A 21,177-nucleotide genomic window follows, 5' to 3' on the forward strand; every position below is an offset into this window, starting at 1 on the left:
GTCACGACCTAAGAGCGGACGCAGAGCGTCCAGGGCGGCATTCCCACGCAGAGCGTGGGAACGATCAGGCGGATCAGAAATCCTTGCACAGGCGCAGGGCGTCATAGATGGCAGCGTGGGTATTACGCTGGGCCACGCAGTCACCGATGCGGAACAGCAAGTACCCCTCACCCGGCTCGCTCAGGCACGGCTGCGGCTTGATCGCGAACAAGGCTTCGACGTCTATCTGGCCCTTGTTACGCGAACCTTCCTTGAGCCCGTAGTAGATCTCTTCATCCGGACGCACGCCGTTCTCGACCACCACCTGGTCCACCACGCGCTCTTCCTTGGCCCCGGTGTATTCGTTCTCCAGCACCGCCACCAGCTTGTCGCCTTCGCGGTAGACCTTTTCCAGCATCATGTCGCCGGTCATGATCACTTCCTTCGGGTACATGCTGCGGTAGTACGTCGGGAAAGACGTACCGCCGATGGCCACGCCCGGCTTGATGTCGTCGGTGACGATTTCCACCTGGCAACCCTTGTCCGCCAGGAAATCCGCCACCGACATACCGGTGAACTCGCAAATGGTGTCGTACACCAGCACGTTCTTGCCCGGTGCAACCTTGCCGTCGAGCACATCCCAGCTGCTGACCACCAGGCCTTCGGCCGCGCCCCAGTGTTCGTTCTGCTCCAGGAACGGATGACCGCCCACCGCCAGCACCACCACGTCCGGACGCAGGTCCAGGATGGTGGCCGCGTCCGCCGCCACGCCCAGGCGCAGGTCGACGTTCAGGCGTGCCAGTTCCAGCTGGAACCAGCGGGTGATCCCGGCAATCTGGTCGCGCTGCGGCGCCTTGGAAGCGGTCGTGATTTGCCCGCCGATAAATTCTTTCTTCTCGAACAGCGTCACGTCGTGGCCGCGCTCAGCAGCAACCCGCGAAGCTTCCATCCCGGCAGGGCCGGCACCTACCACCACGACTTTGCGTTTCGGCCCGGTGGATTTTTCGATGATGTGCGGCACGCCCATGTATTCACGGGAAGTGGCGGCGTTCTGGATGCACAGCACGTCCAGCCCTTGGTACTGACGGTCGATGCAATAGTTGGCGCCCACGCACTGTTTGATCTGGTCGATCTGGCCCATCTTGATCTTGGCGATCAGGTGCGGGTCGGCGATGTGGGCGCGGGTCATGCCGACCATGTCCACATAGCCGCCTTCGAGGATGCGCGTGGCCTGGTTCGGGTCCTTGATGTTCTGCGCGTGTAGCACCGGGACCTTGACCACTTCCTTGATACCGGCCGCCAGGTGCAGGAACGGCTCCGGTGGATAACTCATGTTGGGGATAACGTTGGCCAGGGTGTTATGGGTGTCGCAGCCCGAGCCGACGACGCCGATGAAATCGAGCATGCCGGTGTCGTCGTAGTACTTGGCGATCTGCTTCATGTCCTCGTGGGACAGGCCGTCCGGATGGAACTCATCGCCGCACAGGCGCATGCCCACGCAGAAGTCGTCACCCACTTCGGCGCGCACCGCTTTCAACACTTCCAGGCCGAACTTCATGCGGCCTTCGAAGGAGCCACCCCACTCGTCGGTACGCTTGTTGACCCGTGGGCTCCAGAACTGGTCGATCATGTGCTGGTGCACGGCGGACAGCTCCACACCGTCCAGGCCACCCGCCTTGGCACGCTTGGCGGCGCTGGCGTAGTTGCCGATCACACGCCAGATCTCTTCCGGCTCGATGGTCTTGCAGGTGGCACGGTGCACCGGCTCACGCACGCCGGACGGCGACATCAGGGTCGGCCAGTTAAAGCCATCCCAACGCGAGCGACGGCCCATGTGGGTAATCTGGATCATGATCTTGGCGCCATGCTTGTGCATGGCGTCGGCCAGGTTCTGGAAGTGCGGGATGATGCGGTCGGTGGACAGGTTCACCGAACTCCACCATTCCTGGGGGCTGTCGATGGCGACCACCGAGGAACCGCCACAGATCGCCAGGCCAATGCCGCCCTTGGCTTTCTCTTCGTAGTACTTCACATAGCGGTCGGTGGTCATCCCGCCGTCGGTGGCATACACCTCGGCGTGGGCGGTACTGAGCACGCGGTTGCGGATGGTCAGTTTGCCGATCTGGATCGGCGCAAACATTGCTTCGAAAGCCATGGCTGGGTCCTCGACTTACAACGGCTTGACGGTGAACAGGCCGTCGTCGTGGCCCTCTTCGGAGCCGCCGTAGACCTGTTGCGCAACGGTGCGGATCTTGCTGCCGCGGGCTTCGAGAATCTGGTCCATCGCACCGGCAAACCAGCCGGTGAACATGTAGTCGACCTTGCGCCCGACCTTGCCGTACACGTAGACGAATGCCGAGTGTTCGAGCTTGACGCTGGCAGTGCCTTTGTCGAGGTCGATATCCTGGATCTTGAACAGGCCCCAGCCGCGCTGCGACAGGCGCTTCATGTAGTGCTCGAACACTGCGACGCCTTCCAGGCCGTGGCATTCAGCTTCTTTTTCACACCAGTGCCAGGCGGATTTGTAGCCGGCCTTGTAGAGGATTTCGGCGTAGGCGTCGGCGCCCAGGACTTCTTCGATCCCCATGTGGTTGTTGACGAAGAAATGGCGCGGCACGTAGAGCATCGGCAGGGCATCGGACGTCCAGACACCGGTTTCGCTGTCGACTTCGATAGGCAATTGAGGGGCGATCTTGGCCATGGAAACTTAACTCCAAACAATTCGGTTTATTGCCCGCTGCGCGGACGGCGGCGGGAAAGGATTCAGAGGATGCGGTGGCTTATTCGCCCCAGACGTCCTTCAGGACGTTGACCCAGTTCTCGCCCATGATCTTGCGCACCACGCGCTCAGGATGGCCGCGCTTGAGCAGGGTCTCGGTGAGGTTGGGGAACTCGCCCACGGTGCGGATGCCCAGCGGGTTGATGATCTTGCCGAAGCTGGTCAGGCGGCGGGCGTAGCCCTTGTCGTGGGTCAGCATTTCGAAGAAATCCTGGCCATGGCCCTGGGTGAAGTCGGTGCCAATGCCGATAGCGTCTTCGCCCACGATGTTCATGGTGTATTCGATGGCTTCGGCGTAGTCGTCGATGGTCGAGTCGATACCCTTGGCCAGGAACGGCGCGAACATGGTCACGCCGACAAAGCCGCCGTGGTCGGCGATGAACTTCAGCTCTTCATCGGACTTGTTGCGCGGGTGCTCTTTAAGGCCCGACGGCAGGCAGTGGGAGTAGCACACCGGCTTTTTCGATTCGAGGATGACCTCTTCGGAGGTTTTGGAACCGACGTGGGACAGGTCGCACATGATGCCGACGCGGTTCATCTCGGCGACGACCTCGCGACCGAAGCCCGACAGGCCGCCGTCACGCTCGTAGCAGCCGGTGCCCACCAGGTTCTGGGTGTTGTAGCACATCTGCACCACGCCAACCCCGAGCTGCTTGAAGATCTCGACGTAGCCGAGTTGGTCTTCAAACGCATGGGCGTTCTGAAAGCCGAAGATGATGCCGGTCTTGCCCTGCTCCTTGGCGCGACGGATATCGGCGGTGGTCTTCACCGGGATCACCAGGTCGCTGTTTTCGCGAATCAGGGTCTGGCTGGCCACGATGTTGTTAATGGTGGCCTGGAACCCTTCCCAGACCGACACCGTGCAGTTGGCAGCCGTGAGGCCACCCTTGCGCATGTCTTCGAACAGGTCGCGGTTCCACTTGGCAATGATCAGCCCGTCGATAACGATGCTGTCGGCGTGCAATTCGGCTGGGCTCATCAGGCGTCCCCTTATTGGCGATTCATGCGCCGAATCGTCTGCCGGCGCTTTGGGGCCAGCATATGCCCCGGGGCAGAAGGAGCCGGGTGCAAAAACGACAAGGGAATTGCCGAAAGCGTCAATCCGCGACAAAGGCCAACATGACATCTCTGACGGGTGTCTGTTCTTTGTCTTACGCTTGAGCCAGAATTTGCTCATCAACTGATATGAGACGGCGCAATGAAATCGATTTTCCTGGCTTTGGCACTCATCGCAACCGGCGTGCACGCCGCTGAAGACACCGACAACACGCCTTGCGATGGCATCGAGAACGACAAGCAAACCCTGGAATGCGCCACCTACAACAAAACCACCGCCGAGCAACTGCTCAAGGATAACTACCAGGGGCTGCTGGAACGCATGGGTTCGACCTATGGCAGCAACAAGACGCAGCTGGCAGACATTACCGCTCGTCTGAAGGATGCCCAGCAGAAGTGGGAAAAGCTACGCGACGCGGATTGCGCCGTGGATACCTTCCCGGCGGTGGTGGGCAGCAAGGATTATGCGATCCAGCAGAATGATTGCCTGGCGCGGATGAGTGATGAACGGTCGGAGTTTTTGGAGTCGATTGGGCAGGAATAAGCGACAATCCCCTCCACTCTTTACTCAGAACCAAGGCTATTCATGACAATCTGCGGCATCGAAATCAAAGGCAGCGAAGCCATTATCGCTGTCGCCTCGCTCGACGGTCAGGCATTGAGCCATGTCGCCCTGGCCACCAAGAAAATCGCCCTTGAAGACGATGATGAGGCGGCCAATGTCAAAGCGTTTGCCGCCCAGGTAAGTGCGTTTGTGCGGGAAAACGCCATCACCCGCATCGCCATCAAGAAACGCAGCAAGAAAGGCGAATTCGCCGGTGGCCCGACCACGTTCAAGATGGAAGGCGTGTTTCAGCTGCTGGAGGGTGTTGAGGTGACGCTGCTGTCGCCGCAGACCATCAATGCGCAGAACAAGAAACACGACTTTGCCCTGCCGGCGACGCTGAACAAGTATCAGCATGAGGCCTTCAAAGCCGCGTGTTCAGCCCTGCTGAAGAAATAAGCCACATCACACATCCCCTGTGGGAGCGGGCTTGCTCGCGAATGCGGTACATCAGTCGATGCATTCGCCGCCTGGCACACCGCTTTCGCGAGCAAGCCCGCTCCCACATTTGATCTCTGTTGTTCTCGGGAGTGGTGCTCATACCGCTTCCCGGCGCCGATCTTCCCTTGGGCATTTGGCAAACCTTGCCCGGTAACTGCGGGTGAAATACGACGGCGACTCAAACCCGCACGCAATACTCACCTCCAACACACTCAGGTCGCTCTGGCGCAGTAACTGCCGAGCCTTCTCCAGGCGTAAGCCCAGGTAGAAATTGCTCGGGGTGTCGTTCAGGTGCAGCCGAAACAGCCGCTCCAACTGCCGCCGCGTGACCTTGATCGCTTCCGCCAGCGCCAAGGTGCTCAGCGGCGGCTCGGTGTGCTGTTCCATCTCGCCGATCACCTGCACCAACTTTTTGTTGTTGATGCCGTAGCGCGTGGCGATCTGCATGCGTTGGTGGTCTTTGCGCGGGCGGATGCGGCCGAGCACAAACTGCTCGGACACCTGGATCGCCAACTCGGGCCCGTGGGCCTGGCTGATCAGGTCGAGCATCAGGTCGATGGACGCGGTGCCGCCCGCCGAGGTGATGCGCCGGCGGTCGATCTCGAACAGCTCCTGGGTCACTGTCAGCTGTGGATAAGACTCCTTGAAGGCGTCGATGGCTTCCCAGTGCAGGGTCAGGCGGTGGCCGTCGAGCAGGCCGGCTTCAGCGAGGACGCAAGCACCGGTGTCGATGGCGCCGAGGGTCACGCCGTCGTGATCGAGGCGGCGCAGCCAGTGCTCCAGTGCCGGCGTGGCGAACTTCAGCGGTTCGAAGCCGGCCACCACCCATAAGGTCGAGCCTTTCTTCAGCGGCTCCAGCGCGGCGTCGGCGTTGACCGACATGCCATTGCTCGCCAGCACCGCGCCGCCGTCGGCACTCAATACGTGCCAGCGGTACAGCTCGCCACGAAAACGATTGGCGACACGTAAAGGCTCGATCGCGGAGATAAAGCCGATGGCGGAGAAGCCCGGCATCAGCAGAAAGTAGAAATCCTGGGACATGGAGCGCTCTCGTAGGACGGACAGCGTGGTCACTGTGATACGCCAGTTCAATCGGTCATTCAAGGGGGCAGGTCGCTGCAGTGCAAGAGCTGGTCGCCGCCGTGCGTTTTGTCGGGGACCAAGCTGCGTAACTTGGCTGCACGGTGCACAAAGACGCCGGAACCCACAATAACAACCTGCCGAGGGAACCACCATGAACCGACTGATCAGCCGCTGCGTGCTCGCACTCAGCGCCAGCGCCATTTTGAGCACCAACGTCATGGCAGCCGATGCGGCTTCTTGCCAGAACGTGCGCATGGGCGTGGTGAACTGGACCGACGTAATCGCCACCAGCGCCATGACCCAAGTGTTGCTCGACGGCCTCGGCTACAAGACCAAACAGACCAGCGCGTCCCAGCAAATCATCTTTGCCGGGATTCGCGACCAGCGCCTGGACATGTTCCTGGGCTACTGGAACCCGCTGATGACTCAGACCATCACCCCGTTTGTCGAGGCCAAGCAGGTCAAGGTGCTCGACAAACCGTCCCTGGAAGACGCCCGCGCTACGTTGGCGGTGCCGACTTACCTGGCCGACAAAGGCCTGAAGACCTTCGCCGACATCGCCAAGTTTGAAAAAGAACTGGGCGGCAAGATCTACGGCATTGAACCGGGCTCGGGCGCCAACACCCAGATCAAGGCGATGATCGCCAAGAATCAGTTTGGCCTCGGCAAGTTCCAATTGGTGGAATCCAGCGAGGCCGGCATGCTCGCCGCCGTCGACCGCGCCGTGCGTCGCAAGGAGGCCGTGGTGTTCTTTGGCTGGGCGCCGCACCCGATGAACGTCAACGTGGCAATGACTTACCTCACCGGCAGTGATGACGCGCTGGGCCCGAACGAAGGCATGGCCACCGTGTGGTCCGTCACGTCGCCGACCTACGCCGAGCAATGCCCCAACGTGCACAAGTTGCTCAGCAACCTGACCTTCACCGCCGCCGACGAGAGCCGAATGATGCAGCCGCTGCTGGATCACAAGGACGCTTTCGAATCGGCCAGGCAATGGCTCAAGGACCACCCGCAAGACCAGCAGCGCTGGCTGGAAGGCGTGACCACCTTCGACGGCAAACCCGCCGCGGCCAACCTGCAATTGACCAGCAAATAACCCGTTTTGAATCACCGTTTCGCAGCCGCTCCTGGCTGCGAAACGGTATGACTACGCCTGAAAATCACGCCTGTAAGGAACCTGCCCCATGAACCACGACGTCATCATCACCTGCGCACTCACCGGTGCTGGCGACACGACCGCCAGAAGCCCTCACGTGCCGGTCACCCCCAAACAAATCGCCGCCGCCGCGGTGGAAGCCGCCAAGGCCGGTGCCACCGTGGTGCATTGCCACGTACGTGACCCCGAAACCGGCAAGTTCAGCCGCGACGTGGCGCTGTACCGCGAAGTGATGGAGCGCATCCGCGAGGCGGACGTCGACATCATCGTCAACCTCACCGCCGGCATGGGTGGTGACCTGGAAATCGGTGGCGGAGAAAACCCCATGGAGTTCGGCCCCAACACCGACCTGGTGGGCCCGCTGACCCGCCTGGCCCACGTGGAAGAGCTACTGCCGGAAATCTGCACCCTCGATTGCGGCACCCTGAATTTCGGCGACGGCGACACCATTTACGTCTCCACCCCGGCGCAGCTTCGAGCGGGCGCGAAACGAATCCAGGAGCTGGGCGTAAAAGCCGAGCTGGAAATTTTCGACACCGGTCACCTGTGGTTCGCCAAGCAGATGATCAAGGAAGGCTTGCTCGACAACCCGCTGTTCCAGCTGTGCCTGGGCATCCCGTGGGGCGCCCCGGCCGACACCACCACCATGAAGGCGATGGTCGACAACCTGCCCGCAGACGCGGTGTGGGCCGGTTTCGGGATCGGCCGCATGCAGATGCCGATGGCGGCCCAAGCGGTGCTGCTGGGCGGCAACGTGCGGGTCGGCCTGGAAGACAACCTGTGGCTGGACAAGGGCGTGCTGGCGACCAACGGCCAGTTGGTGGAACGCGCCAGCGAAATCCTCAGCCGCTTGGGTGCGCGGGTCATGACCCCGGCTGAAGGCCGCGTGAAGATGGGCCTGACCAAGCGCGGCTAAGGCTCACCACACGACGCCCTGCAAGCCCGTTCCCACATTTTGATCTTGGCTCTCACACAGAATCACCGAACTCTTTAGGAATTTGCCATGAGCTTTATCACTGAAATCAAAACCTTCGCCGCGCTGGGCAGCGGTGTTATCGGCAGCGGCTGGGTATCCCGCGCCCTGGCCCACGGCCTGGATGTGGTGGCCTGGGACCCGGCGCCTGGCGCCGAAGCCGCCCTGCGCAAGCGTGTTGCCAACGCTTGGGGCGCCCTGGAAAAACAAGGCCTCGCCCCAGGCGCCTCCCAAGACCGTCTGCGCTTTGTGGCCACGATTGAAGAGTGCGTGAAAGACGCCGACTTCATCCAGGAAAGCGCCCCGGAACGCCTGGAATTGAAGCTGGAATTGCACAGCAAGATCAGCGCCGCGGCCAAGCCAAACGCCTTGATCGGTTCGAGTACTTCGGGGCTGTTGCCGAGCGAGTTTTATGAAGGTTCCACGCACCCGGAACGCTGCGTGGTAGGCCATCCATTCAACCCGGTTTACCTGCTGCCACTGGTTGAAGTGGTCGGCGGAAAGAACACCGCGCCGGAAGCGATTCAGGCAGCGATCAAGGTGTATGAATCCCTCGGCATGCGTCCGTTGCACGTGCGTAAGGAAGTACCTGGGTTTATCGCCGACCGACTGCTGGAAGCCTTGTGGCGTGAGGCGCTGCACCTGGTCAACGACGGGGTGGCAACCACCGGCGAGATCGATGATGCGATTCGCTTTGGCGCCGGGTTGCGCTGGTCATTCATGGGCACGTTCCTGACCTATACCCTGGCCGGCGGTGATGCCGGGATGCGCCATTTCATGGCGCAGTTCGGCCCGGCGTTGCAGTTGCCGTGGACCTATTTGCCGGCCCCGGAACTGACCGACAAGTTGATTGACGATGTGGTGGACGGCACCAGCGATCAGTTGGGCAAACACAGCATTTCGGCCCTGGAGCGCTATCGTGATGATTGCCTGCTGGCGGTGCTGGAGGCGGTGAAGACGACCAAGGAAAAACACGGCATGACCTTCGCCGAATAAGCCCTGTAAAGATCGTTCCCACGCTCTGCGTGGGAATGCAGCCAAGGACGCTCTGCGTCCCAACGCGTGACGCAGAGCGTCACAGGAGGCGTTCCCACGCAGAGCGTGGGAACGATCACCACTGGAAAATCAACCATGCCCGCACTCACTAGCTACACCACCAAAATCGTCCCGGAGTGGGTCGACTACAACGGCCACCTGCGCGATGCGTTCTACCTGCTGATCTTCAGCTACGCCACCGACGCGCTGATGGACACCCTGGGCCTGGACAGCGAAAACCGCGAAGCCAGCGGCAACTCGCTGTTCACCCTGGAGCTGCACCTCAACTACCTGCACGAAGTGAAGCTGGGCGCCGAGGTCGAAGTGCACACCCAACTCATCGCTCACGACCGCAAGCGCCTGCACCTGTATCACAGCCTGCACTTGGTGGGCGACGAAAAGGAGCTGGCGGGCAACGAACAAATGCTGCTCCACGTCGACCTCGCCGGCCCGCACTCAGCGCCGTTCAGCGAGGCGGTGCTGGGCAAGCTTGCAAGTATCAGTGCCGAACAGACCGACCTGCCGAAACCCGCCCTGCTCGGCCGCGTGATTGGACTGCCACCCCAAAAATAAGGAATCGCCATGCCAACCGCCGCCGCTGTTGCCGACTTCCGTACTTACCCGCTGATCAGTGACCTTGCCGACGTACAAGTGCACAACGACCACCTCAGCGTGCAATGGGCCGATGGGCGGGTCAGCCCGTTCCATCACCAGTGGCTGCGGGACAACTGCCCGTGCCCGTCCTGTGTGTACAGCGTGACCCGTGAGCAGGTGCTGGAAATCGTCGATGTGGACGAAAACCTCACAGCTGTCAGCGCGCGTATCGACCAGGGTTTGCTGACGGTTGAATGGAGTGGCGGGCATCGCAGCCAATACGATCCCGGGTGGTTGCGAGCACATGCCTACGACGATGAATCCCGCGCTGAACGTCGGGCGGCCAAACCGAAATCCCACCTGTGGGACCGTACTTTCCAGCTGCCCGTATTTGACTACGCAGCACTGATGGAAGACCCGAAAGCCCTGCTGCACTGGCTGCTGGCCCTGCGTGACAGCGGCCTTACGCAAGTGCGCGGCGTGCCCACCGAACCCGGCTCCCTGGCGTTGATCGCCAAGCGCATTTCGTTCATCCGCGAAAGCAACTTCGGTGTGCTGTTCAACGTGCAATCAAAAGCCGATGCCGACAGTAATGCCTACACCGCTTTCAACCTGCCGCTGCACAGCGATCTACCCACTCGCGAGCTGCAACCGGGCCTGCAGTTTTTGCATTGCCTGGTGAACGACGCCGACGGTGGCGAAAGTATTTTTGTCGATGGTTTCGCCATCGCCCGTGCGTTGCGCGATGAAGACCCCGAAGCCTTTCGTGCGTTGTGCGAAATTCCCGTGGAGTTTCGCAACAAGGACCGTCACAGCGACTATCGCCGGCTGGCGCCGATCATTGCGCTGGATGCCTTGGGTGAAGTCGCCGAGATTCGCATGGCCAACTTTCTGCGCGGGCCGTTTGAGGCACCGGCAGAGCAGATGCCGTTGCTGTATCGAGCCTACCGCCGATTTATTGCGATGACCCGGGAGGAGCGTTTTCGGCTGGTCAAACGCCTGAATCCGGGCGAGCTGTGGTGCTTCGATAATCGCCGCACCTTGCATGCCCGCAATGCGTTTGATCCGGCGTCCGGCGCGCGGCATTTCCAGGGCTGCTATATCGACCGCGATGAGTTGTTGTCCCGGATATTGGTGTTGCAGCGGTAGACTGAGGCGCGCCCTTCGCGAGCAAGCCCGCTCCCACATTTGACCGAGTTCCTCCTGAAAAAACGCGGTCAAATGTGGGAGCGGGCTTGCTCGCGAAGGGGTCAGCAGAGTCACTACAAATTCAGCCAAAAAAAGCCCCGATCAAGCCGTGACAGGATCGGGGCAGAGTGCTTTGTGTGAGCTGCACATCCCGAGGGTGACCAAACCTTCAAGCTGCTTGCTGGATTCCAGTGTGCACACTCCCGTCCAATGCGAGTTAACCGAAAACGACCTGTTCATAGGTGTGCCGGACATTCGCGAATTCAGGCCTTGCCGACTCGGTGATGGCCTACCAGAATCGACCTCAGTCCCCCGCTCCCCTAACAAGGATAAACGTCATGATGCACGCGGATTTGATTGACCAGGATGACCTGCTGGGCCAGCTGCGGTCGTTGGGTTTCGAAGTGTCCAGCGGCGCTACCGCCGAGCAGGCTTGTGAATGTGCGGTGCGCGGCTTGAGTGAAGCGCGGGCCAAGGCGCTGAAGAACATGGTTGAGCAGATGTACACCGGCAGCGCGACGATCTTGCCGGCGGTGAGGCAGGCGATCGACAAGCAGTTGCTGCCGGCGTTGGTGCAGTTTCGGCAGAACTCTGGCGCCTGAACACCTACCTTGTGGCGAGGGAGCTTGCTCCCGCTGGAGTGCGAAGCGCTCCCAAAGATTTTGGGGCCGCTGCGCAGCCCAGCGGGAGCAAGCTCCCTCGCCACAAAAGCTCTGGTGGTTTTAGAGCCTTACGCTGGCGAAAGTCGACTCATTCCTGGCCTGGCTCAACGCCGACAACGGCCCGGACAACGGTGACAACACCAGCGCCTGCGGAATCGGCATCATCGCCACCTGCTGCGTGGTGTTGGAACCCACGCGCTCATCCCGCGGCGGAATGCCGAAGTATTCGCGGTAGCACTTGGAGAAGTGCGGCGTGGAGACAAACCCGCACACCGACGCCACTTCGATGATCGACATCGGCGTTTGCTTGAGCAATTGCCGTGCACGGATCAGGCGCAACTTGAGGTAGTAGCGCGAGGGCGAACAGTGCAGGTATTTCTGGAACAGTCGCTCCAGCTGACGCCGGGAAACCGCGACGTACACCGCCAGTTCGTCGAGGTCGATCGGCTCTTCCAGGTTGGCCTCCATCAGCGCGACGATTTCCTGCAGCTTCGGCTGGTTGGTGCCGAGCATGTGCTTGAGCGGCACACGCTGGTGATCCTGTTCGTTGCGGATGCGCTCGTACACAAACATCTCGGAGATCGCCGCCGACAATTCACGGCCGTGGTCGCGGCTGATCAGGTGCAGCATCATGTCCAGCGGCGCGGTGCCGCCGGAGCTGGTGAAGCGGTTGCGGTCGAGGGTGAACAGGCGTGTGCTCATGACCACGCGGGGGAAGGCTTCCTGCATCGACGCCAGGCATTCCCAGTGCACGCTGCAATCAAAACCGTCCAGCAGGCCGGCGCAGGCCAGGGCCCAGCTGCCGGTGCACACGGCGCCAAGGCGACGGGACTGGCGCGCCTGGCTTTGCAGCCACGACACATGTTCACGGGTCACGGTGCGCTGGATACCCACGCCGCCGCAGACAATCACAGTGTCCAGGGCCGGAGCTTTGTGCATGGAAGCATCGGGAGTGATTTGCAGACCGTCGCTGGCCCACACCTGGTTTCCGTCCACACTCAACGTCGTCCAGCGATACAGCTCGCGGCCGGAGAGTTGGTTGGCCATGCGCAGGGGTTCGACTGCGGAGGCCAGGGAAATCAGCGTGAAATTGTCCAGCAGCAAAAAGCCGATGGATTGAGGCGCACGGTTCTGGGGTTGAGCCCCTGAGTTGAACGACGTCATCGCGGTATCTCCTCACACAAAGCGGGTGATGGCCTCAGGCGAGGCTCTTGTTATTGCGCTCATCACCTTAAGGAAACTCCCAGGGCAAGAGGCTTTGTATTGATAGAGCAAATGCCATGCCTAAAATTGAATACGTATTCAATAACTCCTGAAAACGACCTCCTGACGCGTCTATATGAGCCCGAGCATGCAGGGGAAATATGACCCGAAAAACGCGCCAAAGGACGTAGGCTCAATGTGTGTGAGCAGTTCGGTAGCACTTGTGGGAAGGGAGAGAAACGACGTAGGAAAAGTCTGTCACCACACGCACGGGTGACAGAGGGTCATGGCGGGAAATCGTTCGGGAGCTACTTATCTAATTACGACGCGCTAAAAGGTGGCGCTTGTGGGTGTCGGTGTTCACTTTATGAGCAGTGTTGCCTGGTCTACCGCATTCGCGAGCAAGCCCGCTCCCACACTTGACCGCGTTTTTTCAGTAGGAACTCGGTCGAATGTGGGAGCGGGCTTGCTCGCGAATGCAGGCGACGCGTTCTGTCTGGATCAACACTCCACCGCACTCACCGCCAACCCGCCCCGCGATGTTTCCTTGTACTTGTCATGCATATCCGCCCCGGTATCCCGCATGGTGCGGATCACCCGGTCCAGGGAGATAAAGTGCTGGCCATCACCCCGCAGCGCCATCTGCGCCGCGTTGATCGCCTTCACCGCAGCAATCGCATTACGCTCGATGCACGGCACCTGCACCAACCCGCCTACCGGGTCGCAGGTCAGGCCGAGGTTGTGTTCCAGGCCGATCTCCGCCGCGTTGCACAATTGCTCCGGCGTAGCACCGAGGATCTCCGCCAACCCCGCCGCCGCCATGGCGCACGCCGAACCGACTTCACCCTGGCAACCGACTTCGGCGCCCGAAATCGACGCGTTCTTTTTACACAGGATGCCCACCGCCGCCGCGCCGAGGAAATAGTCGACCACGTTGGCCTCGGTCACCTCTTCGCTGAACTTCATAAAGTAGTGCAGCACCGCCGGTATGATCCCCGCCGCGCCGTTGGTCGGTGCCGTGACCATGCGTCCGCCGGCGGCGTTTTCTTCATTCACCGCCAGGGCGAACAGGTTGACCCATTCCATCGCGCTCAAGGTCGAGCCGATCACATTCGGCTTGCCCAGCTCCTGCAAGCTGCGGTGCAACTTGGCTGCACGCCGCCTTACATTGAGGCCGCCGGGAAGAATGCCTTCGTGCTTGAGGCCTTGCTCCACGCAATCCTGCATGGCGCGCCACAGCTTCATTAGGCCGCTGCGGATTTCTTCTTCCGAGCGCCAGGTTTTTTCATTCGCCAACATCAGTTCAGCGACCCGCAGGTTGTGGGTCTTGCACAGCTGCAGCAGCTCCACCGCACTGGAAAAATCATAGGGCAGCTCGGTGCGGTCCATGTCCGCCACGCCGCTGGCGGCCTGGGCTTCATCCACCACAAACCCGCCGCCCACCGAGTAGTAGGTGTCGCGGTGCAGCTCGCCGTTATCACCGAACACCACCAGGGTCATGGCATTGGGATGGAACGGCAGGTTTTCGTCGATCAGGCGCATGTCCCGTGCCCATAAGAAAGGCACCGGCAAATGTCCGTCCAGCAGCAGTGTGTGGGTCTCGCGCAGGGTTTCGATGCGGATGCCGATCTGCGATGGATCGATTGCGTCCGGCCACTCACCCATCAGGCCCATGATCACGGCGTTGTCGCTGCCGTGCCCGATGCCGGTGGCCGATAAGGAGCCATACAGCTGAACTTCGACGCGGCGGACTTGTTCCAACACATCACGTTCACGCAATCCTTGAACGAACAACGCCGCGGCGCGCATGGGGCCGACGGTGTGAGAACTCGAAGGCCCAATGCCGATCTTGAACAGGTCGAAAACGCTGATAGCCATTGACGTGAAACTCCTCGATGAGCACAGGCCAGGCGCACATAACGCCTGGTGACGGAGCTGCTACGCTCATGTCGCAATCCGCCGAGATGCGGCCATCATCAAGCTTTTGTTGGCGCTCGCGGCGTCTCACACCGACGTACCCATGCTCATCAGCGCCGCTGTTGTGGAAGGCGACGTTTTGGCCGTTTTTTGCAGTGCAGATCGGTAAAAAGTGCAGTTTTGCCGTTGAAAAAATCTGTAAGCGACGTCACCGACACTGGATACGACCATCCCTGTACTGGATACGACGCCCCCTGTAGGCGTCAGATTTTCACTGGTACATGATCAGTCTCGACTCGTTTGCACAGTTGCGTGGCAGAGCTGTGCCGCACGCCCAACCGCAACACCTATAAGCGCGGTGTTATTGCCGCCAGAAAAACACCAGGAGTCCACCCCCATGAAAGGTTCCCCGTCGTTGTTGTTGGCCGCCATGCTGAGTCTGCCGGTCCTGGCTCACGCTGCAGAACCGGCGCAATGCCAGACCGTCAACTTCTCCGATGTCGGCTGGACCGACATCACCGTCACCACCGCCACCACCAGCGAAGTCCTCAAGGGCCTCGGCTACAAACCCCGCACCACGATGATTTCCGTACCGGTGACCTACAAGTCCCTGGCCGACGGCAAGAACATGGACATCTTCCTCGGCAACTGGATGCCGACCATGGAAAACGACATCAAGCAGTACCGTGATGCCGGCACCGTGGAAACCGTGCGCGCCAACCTGGAAAACGCCAAGTACACCCTGGCCGTACCGGAAGCGCTGTACAACAAGGGCCTGAAAGACTTCGCCGACATCGTCAAATTCAAGGATGAGCTGGGCGGCAAGATCTACGGGATCGAGCCGGGTAACGATGGCAACCGCACCATCCAGACCCTTATCGACAAAGACGCTTTCGGCCTGAAAACCGCAGGCTTCAAAGTGGTCGAATCCAGCGAAGCCGGGATGCTCTCGCAGGTGGAACGCGCCACCAAGCGCGACCAGGCCATCGTGTTCCTCGGCTGGGAACCGCACCCGATGAACACCCGCTTCAAGATGAAGTACCTGACCGGGGGTGATGATTCATTCGGCCCCAACTACGGCCAGGCCACCATCTACACCAACGTCCGCAAGGGCTACACCCAGGAATGCAGCAACGTGGGCCAGTTGCTGAAAAACCTGTCGTTCACCCTGAACATGGAAAGCACCCTGATGGGTAACGTCCTGGACGACAAAATGAAGCCTGACGCCGCCGCCAAGGCGTGGCTGAAGAAGAACCCGCAAGTGCTCGACACCTGGTTGGCTGGTGTCACCACCGTCGATGGCAAACCCGGTCTGGAGGCCGTCAAAGCGTATCTCGCCAAGTAAGTGCTGACCCCGGGCCGGCACGCTGGCCCGGGATGTTTTTCCTCTTCGCATGTGGACATTCACTACCATGCTGACTGAACATAAAATCCCGCTAGGCCAGTACATCGCTGCCTTCGTTGAATGGTTGACCCAACACGGGGCGGCCTACTTCGACGCAATCGCATCGACCCTGGAAACGATGATCCACGGCGTGACGTTCGCGCTGACCTGGTTCAATCCACTGGCATTGATCGGTCTGATTGCGCTGCTCGCTCATTTCATTCAACGCAAATGGGGCCTGACAGTATTTGTCATCGCCTCCTTCCTGCTGATCCTGAACCTGGGGTACTGGCAGGAAACCATGGAGACCCTGGCGCAAGTGCTGTTCGCCACCCTGGTCTGCGTGGTGATCGGCGTGCCGCTGGGCATTGTTGCCGCGCACAAACCGATGTTCTACACCCTGATGCGGCCGGTGCTCGATCTGATGCAGACCGTACCGACCTTCGTCTACCTCATCCCTACCCTGACCCTCTTCGGGCTGGGTGTGGTGCCCGGGCTGATTTCCACGGTGGTGTTTGCGATTGCCGCGCCTATCCGTCTGACTTACCTGGGTATCCGTGATGTGCCGCAAGAGTTGATGGACGCCGGCAAGGCCTTTGGCTGCTCGCGCCGTCAGTTGCTCTCGCGGATTGAACTGCCCCACGCCATGCCGAGCATCGCCGCCGGCATTACCCAATGCATCATGCTGTCGTTGTCGATGGTGGTGATCGCCGCCCTGGTGGGCGCCGACGGCCTCGGCAAGCCGGTGGTCAACGCACTGAACACCGCCGACATCGCCCTGGGCTTTGAAGCGGGCCTGGCGATCGTATTGCTGGCCATCATGCTCGACCGCATCTGCAAACAACCCGACGCCAAAGTAGGGGGTGATGCATGAGCATTATCCGATTCGAAAATGTCGACGTGATCTTCTCCAAAGACCCACGCGAGGCGCTCAAGCTGCTGGACCAGGGCATGACGCGCAACGAGATCCTGAAAAAGACCGGGCAGATTGTCGGCGTTGAAAACGCCAGCCTGGATGTGGAGAAAGGCGAAATCTGCGTGCTGATGGGCCTGTCCGGCTCGGGCAAGTCGAGCTTGCTGCGCTGCATCAATGGTTTGAACACCGTCAGCCGCGGCAAGCTGTTTGTGGAGCATGAAGGTCGGCAGATCGACATCGCTTCCTGCACCCCCGCCGAGCTGAAAATGATGCGCACCCAGCGCATCGCCATGGTCTTCCAGAAATTCGCCCTGATGCCTTGGCTGACGGTGCGTGAAAACATCAGCTTCGGCCTGGAGATGCAGGGCCGCCCGGAGAAAGAGCGGCGCAAGCTGGTGGATGACAAGCTGGAACTGGTGGGCCTGTCGCAGTGGCGCAACAAGAAGCCCGACGAGCTTTCCGGTGGCATGCAACAGCGTGTCGGCCTGGCCCGCGCATTGGCGATGGACGCCGATATCCTGCTGATGGACGAACCCTTCTCGGCACTCGACCCGCTGATCCGCCAAGGCTTGCAGGATGAGTTGCTGGAGCTGCAACGCAAGCTGAGCAAGACCATCGTATTTGTAAGCCACGACCTGGATGAGGCGCTGAAACTCGGCAGCCGCATCGCGATCATGAAAGACGGCCGGATCATCCAGTACAGCGTGCCGGAAGAGATCGTGCTGAACCCGGCGGATGACTATGTGCGGACCTTCGTGGCCCACACCAACCCGCTGAATGTGCTGTGTGGCCGCAGCCTGATGCGCACGGTGGACAACTGCACCCACGTCAACGGCTCCATCAGCCTGGACCCGGGTGGCGACTCGTGGCTGGACCTGGCCGAAGGCAACACCATCAAGGGCGCGCGGCAGAACGGTTCGGTGCTGAACCTGCAGAACTGGGCACCCGGGCAATCGGTGGAAGGCCTGGGCCGGATGCCGACGCTGGTGGATTCCAATATCGGGATGCGTGAGGCGTTGCAGATTCGCTATCAGACAGGCAACAAGCTGGTGCTGCAGGACAACAACAAGGTGGTGGGAATCCTGGGTGACAGCGAGCTCTACCATGCGTTGCTAGGCAAGAACCTGGGGTAAAAAAAAGGGATCGCAGTGAGCGATCCCTTTTAGTTTGATCGTTCCCACGCTCTGCGTGGGAATGCCGCCATGGACGCTCTGCGTCCGCTCTTGAAATCGTGACGCGGAGCGTCACAGGATGCGTTCCCACGCGGAGCGTGGGAACGATCATCACCAATAACCTTTAGCTATAGACACGGCCAAGGAGCTGCCGATGGCTTTCAAACTGATCGAGCACGTCCCGGGTGATCTGCTCCTGGGTGAAGCCCATCAGGTCGTACTCTTGAGGCCCGTTGTGCAGGTAAACCTCGGCGCGGTAGTAGCGCGTGCGCTCTTCCTCGGGCAAGTCGTCCGGTGCCGACGAATAAGCATCCAGGCTCACCTCGTAGACAAACGGATTACCCTCTTCCATCTCGATGCGCACACCAATACAGCGCTTGGATTTGCCCAGCAGGGTCTGCACTTCCAACCCCTGATTACGCAACGCAGTCGCCGCTTCTTCCAGCGCCGGCGTGACGTGCTTATCCATAAAGCGTTGCACGGTACCTTGGCTCGGTTGCAGGTCCAGGGCAGTCAAACGCTCGCTGAAACCACGACGACCACGTTCGGCCAATTGCGCCTGCTCCAGCTCGGTCGCCACGTCCTGGCGCATCGCCTTGTGCAGGCCGAACATGAAGAACACCAGCACCACCGAGAACGGCAAGCCCGCCAGCACCACCATGGTTTGCATGGCTTCGAAGTTACCGGCGAACAACAGGCCTATGGTCACCAGGGTGATCACCGCCGACCAGAAAATCCGCAACCAGTGGGGCGCATCTTCGTCAACGTTGCCGCCTTTGCAGGACAGGTTCGCCATCATCACCGCGCCGGAATCCGCCGGGGTCAGGAAGAGTACGAAGCCCACGAAGATCGACACACCGATGACGATTTTCGACGCCGGGTAATGCTCAAGCAGTTGGTAGATCGCCATGGACGGCTGTTCCAGCGCCGTCTTGCCCAACTCCACCGCGCCATGGTTGACCACCAGGTCCAGGGCCGAGTTACCGAAGATCGACAGCCATGCCAGGGTGAAGCCCAGCGGGATCAGCAGCACGCCGGCCACCAGTTCACGCACGGTGCGGCCACGGGAAATACGCGCGATGAACATGCCCACGAATGGCGCCCAGGAAATCCACCAGGCCCAGTAGAACAGGGTCCACAGGCCCATCCAGCGTTCGGTCTTGTCGGCGTCGCCTTCGTACACGTACAGGTCGAAGGTCTTCAGCACGATGCCGTTCATGTAATCGCCGATGTTCTGCACGAAGCCGTTGAGCAAGTGCAAGGTCGGGCCGAACAGCAGCACGAAAATCAGCAGGCCGCTGAACAGCACGATGTTCAGGTTGGACAGGCGGCGAATGCCGTTCTCCACACCCGACACGGCAGCGATGGTCGCCACGGTGCTCATCACGATGATCACGATCAGCAGGTTGGTGTTGCTGTGCTCCATGCCGAACAGGTTTTCCAGCCCGGACGACACTTGCATCGAACCAATCCCCAGGTTCGTCACCAGGCCCAGCAGCGTGACGAACATGCCGAAGCCGTCCACCGCGTGACCGGCCGCACCTTTGACCCAACGCTCGCCCACCAGCGGGTACAGCGCCGAGCGCAAGGCCAGCGGCTGGTTATGACGGTAGGCAAAGTACGCCACGGCCAGGCCGACCAGTGCGTAGATCGCCCAACCGTGCAGGCCCCAGTGCAGGAACGTCAACTGCAAGGCCTGGCGTGCGGCTTCGCCGGTGGCCGATGCGCCTTCAGGCGGGTTGAAGTAGTGGTCCAGCGGCTCGGACGCGCCGAAGTACAGCAGCGAGATGCCGATGCCCGACGAGAAGAGCATGCCGGCCCAGGCGCCGTAGCTGAAGTCCGGGGTGTCGTCCTTGCTGCCCAGTTTCAATTTGCCGTAGGACGAAAACGCCAGGCCCACCACAAACACCAGGTAGGCGGCGATCACGACCATGTAGTACCAGCCAAAGCTTTTCGACAACCAGGCTTGGGCCACACCGAGCATCCTGCCGGCTTCCTGCGGGGCGATGATCAGAATCGCGGTCAACAACAGAATCAGCGCGGTGGAGGTGTAGAACACCCAACCGTTGACCCGTACCTTTTCCGGCGGGGTCTTTATAAGAGAGGCAGAACTCATGGCACAGATGCTCCGGGCAGTGCAGAGAAACACAAGGCAACGCATGACCCGAGCCATCGATTTTTCGGCAGTCGACGGACGGGTGTATAAAGACACCCCGAAAAACCACGAACCCCGGCGAACCGCTGTGCCGGGCTGTTTCATGGGGTTTCCCGATGTCAGGTGGCACCACATGCACGTAGGAAATACCTGTAGGCAGCGACCATTTGTCGCAGATCTTATTCTTTGTTGATTGAACGTTCAATCAAAACAAAATAGACTGGCCCATAAGTCGACGGACGTTTATCGCCCGTTGGCAGGCCTAAGGAGAGGTGCACGATGCCCAAGGTCGGTATGCAACCCATACGCCGCCAGCAGTTGATCGAAGCCACATTGACTGCGGTCGATCAGGTTGGGATGGGAGACGCCAGCATTGCGCTGATCGCCCGTCTGGCCGGTGTCTCGAACGGCATCATCAGTCACTACTTTCAGGACAAGAATGGCCTGATCGCCGCCACGATGCGGTACCTGATGAACGTGCTGATCGAGAACGTCACCGAGCGCCGGTTGGCGCTGAAAGATGACAGCCCGCGGGCTCATCTTCAGGTGATCATCGAAGGCAACTTCGACGCCAGCCAAGTCAACGGCCCGGCGATGAAAACCTGGCTGGCCTTCTGGGCCACCAGCATGCACCACCCGTCATTGCACAGGTTGCAGCGGATCAACGATCACCGTCTGTATTCCAACCTGTGTTGCCAGTTCCGCCGAGCGTTGCCGTTGTCCGAGGCACGCAGCGCAGCCCGAGGCCTGGCGGCCCTGATCGACGGTTTGTGGTTGCGCGGCGCCCTGTCGGGAGACGCTTTCGACACGGAGCAGGCGCAACGGATCGCTTACGAATACATGGATTTCCAATTGGCCAAGCAGGCGAGTTAGAGCGCAC

The 21,177-nt window shown here is 60.5% G+C and carries 19 protein-coding genes; 12 read left to right on the plus strand and 7 right to left on the minus strand.

Translation table 11 applies throughout. From position 1 onward, the window contains the following. Nucleotides 1-73: 73 nt before the first annotated feature. The 3 genes from dgcA to D109_RS0108000 all read right to left on the minus strand — a co-directional run bounded on the left by dgcA (nt 74) and on the right by D109_RS0108000 (nt 3,737). Nucleotides 74-2,134 carry a dimethylglycine demethylation protein DgcA gene (dgcA, locus tag D109_RS0107990; protein WP_017476434.1) on the minus strand — a complete coding sequence of 687 codons (2,061 nt, stop codon included), beginning with the start codon at nt 2,132-2,134 and terminating at the stop codon, nt 74-76. Between the two features lie 15 nt (nt 2,135-2,149). After that, nucleotides 2,150-2,680, minus strand: coding sequence for a DUF5943 domain-containing protein (locus D109_RS0107995; RefSeq protein ID WP_017476435.1), 531 nt, complete (start codon nt 2,678-2,680; stop codon nt 2,150-2,152). Nucleotides 2,681-2,759: 79 nt separating this feature from the next. Beyond that, complete coding sequence (locus D109_RS0108000) at nt 2,760-3,737, minus strand: dipeptidase (protein ID WP_003216932.1); 978 nt, start codon at nt 3,735-3,737, stop codon at nt 2,760-2,762. 219 nt (nt 3,738-3,956) lie between these two features. On the opposite strand from D109_RS0108000, the gene D109_RS0108005 reads away from it, so the two are divergent. Continuing rightward, the gene (locus D109_RS0108005; RefSeq protein WP_017476436.1) at nt 3,957-4,358 is read left to right on the plus strand and encodes a lysozyme inhibitor LprI family protein; all 402 of its coding nucleotides are present in this window, start codon (nt 3,957-3,959) and stop codon (nt 4,356-4,358) included. Between the two features lie 42 nt (nt 4,359-4,400). After that, entirely contained in the window at nt 4,401-4,817 is a 417-nt protein-coding gene (locus tag D109_RS0108010) for a DUF3010 family protein (protein ID WP_017476437.1), read from the plus strand. Between the two features lie 138 nt (nt 4,818-4,955). Here D109_RS0108010 and D109_RS0108015 read toward each other — a convergent pair whose 3' ends face one another. Further along, nucleotides 4,956-5,900 (minus strand): GlxA family transcriptional regulator, encoded by a 945-nt coding sequence (locus D109_RS0108015; protein ID WP_017476438.1) that lies wholly within the window; start codon nt 5,898-5,900, stop codon nt 4,956-4,958. Between the two features lie 193 nt (nt 5,901-6,093). On the opposite strand from D109_RS0108015, the gene D109_RS0108020 reads away from it, so the two are divergent. The 6 genes from D109_RS0108020 (at nt 6,094) to D109_RS0108045 (ending at nt 11,490) form a co-directional block, all read left to right on the plus strand. Then, nucleotides 6,094-7,038: a choline ABC transporter substrate-binding protein gene (locus D109_RS0108020; protein WP_017476439.1), complete on the plus strand. Its 945-nt coding sequence runs from the start codon at nt 6,094-6,096 to the stop codon at nt 7,036-7,038. An 88-nt stretch (nt 7,039-7,126) separates the two neighbouring features. After that, a complete protein-coding gene (locus D109_RS0108025) occupies nt 7,127-8,014 on the plus strand; it encodes a 3-keto-5-aminohexanoate cleavage protein (RefSeq protein WP_003216924.1) in 888 nt (295 codons plus the stop codon). An 87-nt stretch (nt 8,015-8,101) separates the two neighbouring features. Next, nucleotides 8,102-9,067, plus strand: coding sequence for an L-carnitine dehydrogenase (locus D109_RS0108030; protein WP_017476440.1), 966 nt, complete (start codon nt 8,102-8,104; stop codon nt 9,065-9,067). Between the two features lie 135 nt (nt 9,068-9,202). Next, entirely contained in the window at nt 9,203-9,679 is a 477-nt protein-coding gene (locus D109_RS0108035) for a thioesterase family protein (RefSeq protein WP_017476441.1), read from the plus strand. 9 nt (nt 9,680-9,688) lie between these two features. Then, the gene (locus tag D109_RS0108040; RefSeq protein WP_017476442.1) at nt 9,689-10,849 is read left to right on the plus strand and encodes a gamma-butyrobetaine dioxygenase; all 1,161 of its coding nucleotides are present in this window, start codon (nt 9,689-9,691) and stop codon (nt 10,847-10,849) included. 377 nt (nt 10,850-11,226) lie between these two features. Continuing rightward, complete coding sequence (locus D109_RS0108045; RefSeq protein ID WP_017476443.1) at nt 11,227-11,490, plus strand: hypothetical protein; 264 nt, start codon at nt 11,227-11,229, stop codon at nt 11,488-11,490. A 120-nt stretch (nt 11,491-11,610) separates the two neighbouring features. Here D109_RS0108045 and D109_RS0108050 read toward each other — a convergent pair whose 3' ends face one another. Together D109_RS0108050 and D109_RS0108055 are read right to left on the minus strand one after the other, a co-directional pair. After that, nucleotides 11,611-12,714 carry a GlxA family transcriptional regulator gene (locus D109_RS0108050; RefSeq protein WP_017476444.1) on the minus strand — a complete coding sequence of 368 codons (1,104 nt, stop codon included), beginning with the start codon at nt 12,712-12,714 and terminating at the stop codon, nt 11,611-11,613. Nucleotides 12,715-13,254: 540 nt separating this feature from the next. After that, entirely contained in the window at nt 13,255-14,631 is a 1,377-nt protein-coding gene (locus tag D109_RS0108055) for an L-serine ammonia-lyase (RefSeq protein WP_017476445.1), read from the minus strand. 436 nt (nt 14,632-15,067) lie between these two features. Here D109_RS0108055 and D109_RS0108060 point away from each other — a divergent pair, with 436 nt between their 5' ends. From D109_RS0108060 to choV, 3 genes are all read left to right on the plus strand, one after another. Then, entirely contained in the window at nt 15,068-16,015 is a 948-nt protein-coding gene (locus D109_RS0108060; RefSeq protein WP_017476446.1) for a choline ABC transporter substrate-binding protein, read from the plus strand. A 67-nt stretch (nt 16,016-16,082) separates the two neighbouring features. Next, on the plus strand, nt 16,083-16,928 hold the full coding sequence (gene choW, locus D109_RS0108065; protein ID WP_003216909.1) for a choline ABC transporter permease subunit: 846 nt from the start codon (nt 16,083-16,085) through the stop codon (nt 16,926-16,928). Continuing rightward, complete coding sequence (gene choV, locus D109_RS0108070) at nt 16,925-18,103, plus strand: choline ABC transporter ATP-binding protein (protein WP_003216907.1); 1,179 nt, start codon at nt 16,925-16,927, stop codon at nt 18,101-18,103. The genes choW and choV overlap by 4 nt, the downstream gene beginning before the upstream one ends. A 163-nt stretch (nt 18,104-18,266) precedes the next feature. On the opposite strand, the gene betT is transcribed toward choV, so the two are convergent. Further along, nucleotides 18,267-20,258: a choline BCCT transporter BetT gene (gene betT, locus D109_RS0108075; protein ID WP_017476447.1), complete on the minus strand. Its 1,992-nt coding sequence runs from the start codon at nt 20,256-20,258 to the stop codon at nt 18,267-18,269. A gap of 318 nt (nt 20,259-20,576) precedes the next feature. Between betT and betI the strand changes: the two genes are divergently transcribed. After that, a complete protein-coding gene (betI, locus tag D109_RS0108080) occupies nt 20,577-21,170 on the plus strand; it encodes a transcriptional regulator BetI (protein ID WP_017476448.1) in 594 nt (197 codons plus the stop codon). Nucleotides 21,171-21,177 lie beyond the last annotated feature (7 nt).

The sequence above is a fragment of the Pseudomonas sp. PAMC 26793 genome (assembly GCF_000313235.1).
Taxonomy (GTDB): domain Bacteria; phylum Pseudomonadota; class Gammaproteobacteria; order Pseudomonadales; family Pseudomonadaceae; genus Aquipseudomonas; species Aquipseudomonas yamanorum.

Excerpts from the sequence above, each read along its gene's own strand:
- D109_RS0108000 (WP_003216932.1), bottom strand. The coding sequence starts at position 3,737 with ATGAGCCCAGCCGAATTGCACGCCGACAGCATCGTTATCGACGGGCTG.
- D109_RS0108020 (WP_017476439.1), top strand. The coding sequence starts at position 6,094 with ATGAACCGACTGATCAGCCGCTGCGTGCTCGCACTCAGCGCCAGCGCC.
- D109_RS0108045 (WP_017476443.1), top strand. The coding sequence starts at position 11,227 with ATGATGCACGCGGATTTGATTGACCAGGATGACCTGCTGGGCCAGCTG.
- D109_RS0108040 (WP_017476442.1), top strand. The coding sequence starts at position 9,689 with ATGCCAACCGCCGCCGCTGTTGCCGACTTCCGTACTTACCCGCTGATC.
- D109_RS0108025 (WP_003216924.1), top strand. The coding sequence starts at position 7,127 with ATGAACCACGACGTCATCATCACCTGCGCACTCACCGGTGCTGGCGAC.
- choV (WP_003216907.1), top strand. The coding sequence starts at position 16,925 with ATGAGCATTATCCGATTCGAAAATGTCGACGTGATCTTCTCCAAAGAC.
- choW (WP_003216909.1), top strand. The coding sequence starts at position 16,083 with ATGCTGACTGAACATAAAATCCCGCTAGGCCAGTACATCGCTGCCTTC.
- D109_RS0108015 (WP_017476438.1), bottom strand. The coding sequence starts at position 5,900 with ATGTCCCAGGATTTCTACTTTCTGCTGATGCCGGGCTTCTCCGCCATC.
- D109_RS0108035 (WP_017476441.1), top strand. The coding sequence starts at position 9,203 with ATGCCCGCACTCACTAGCTACACCACCAAAATCGTCCCGGAGTGGGTC.
- D109_RS0108060 (WP_017476446.1), top strand. The coding sequence starts at position 15,068 with ATGAAAGGTTCCCCGTCGTTGTTGTTGGCCGCCATGCTGAGTCTGCCG.
- betI (WP_017476448.1), top strand. The coding sequence starts at position 20,577 with ATGCCCAAGGTCGGTATGCAACCCATACGCCGCCAGCAGTTGATCGAA.
- D109_RS0108050 (WP_017476444.1), bottom strand. The coding sequence starts at position 12,714 with ATGACGTCGTTCAACTCAGGGGCTCAACCCCAGAACCGTGCGCCTCAA.
- D109_RS0108055 (WP_017476445.1), bottom strand. The coding sequence starts at position 14,631 with ATGGCTATCAGCGTTTTCGACCTGTTCAAGATCGGCATTGGGCCTTCG.
- D109_RS0108030 (WP_017476440.1), top strand. The coding sequence starts at position 8,102 with ATGAGCTTTATCACTGAAATCAAAACCTTCGCCGCGCTGGGCAGCGGT.
- D109_RS0108010 (WP_017476437.1), top strand. The coding sequence starts at position 4,401 with ATGACAATCTGCGGCATCGAAATCAAAGGCAGCGAAGCCATTATCGCT.
- D109_RS0107995 (WP_017476435.1), bottom strand. The coding sequence starts at position 2,680 with ATGGCCAAGATCGCCCCTCAATTGCCTATCGAAGTCGACAGCGAAACC.
- dgcA (WP_017476434.1), bottom strand. The coding sequence starts at position 2,134 with ATGGCTTTCGAAGCAATGTTTGCGCCGATCCAGATCGGCAAACTGACC.
- betT (WP_017476447.1), bottom strand. The coding sequence starts at position 20,258 with ATGAGTTCTGCCTCTCTTATAAAGACCCCGCCGGAAAAGGTACGGGTC.
- D109_RS0108005 (WP_017476436.1), top strand. The coding sequence starts at position 3,957 with ATGAAATCGATTTTCCTGGCTTTGGCACTCATCGCAACCGGCGTGCAC.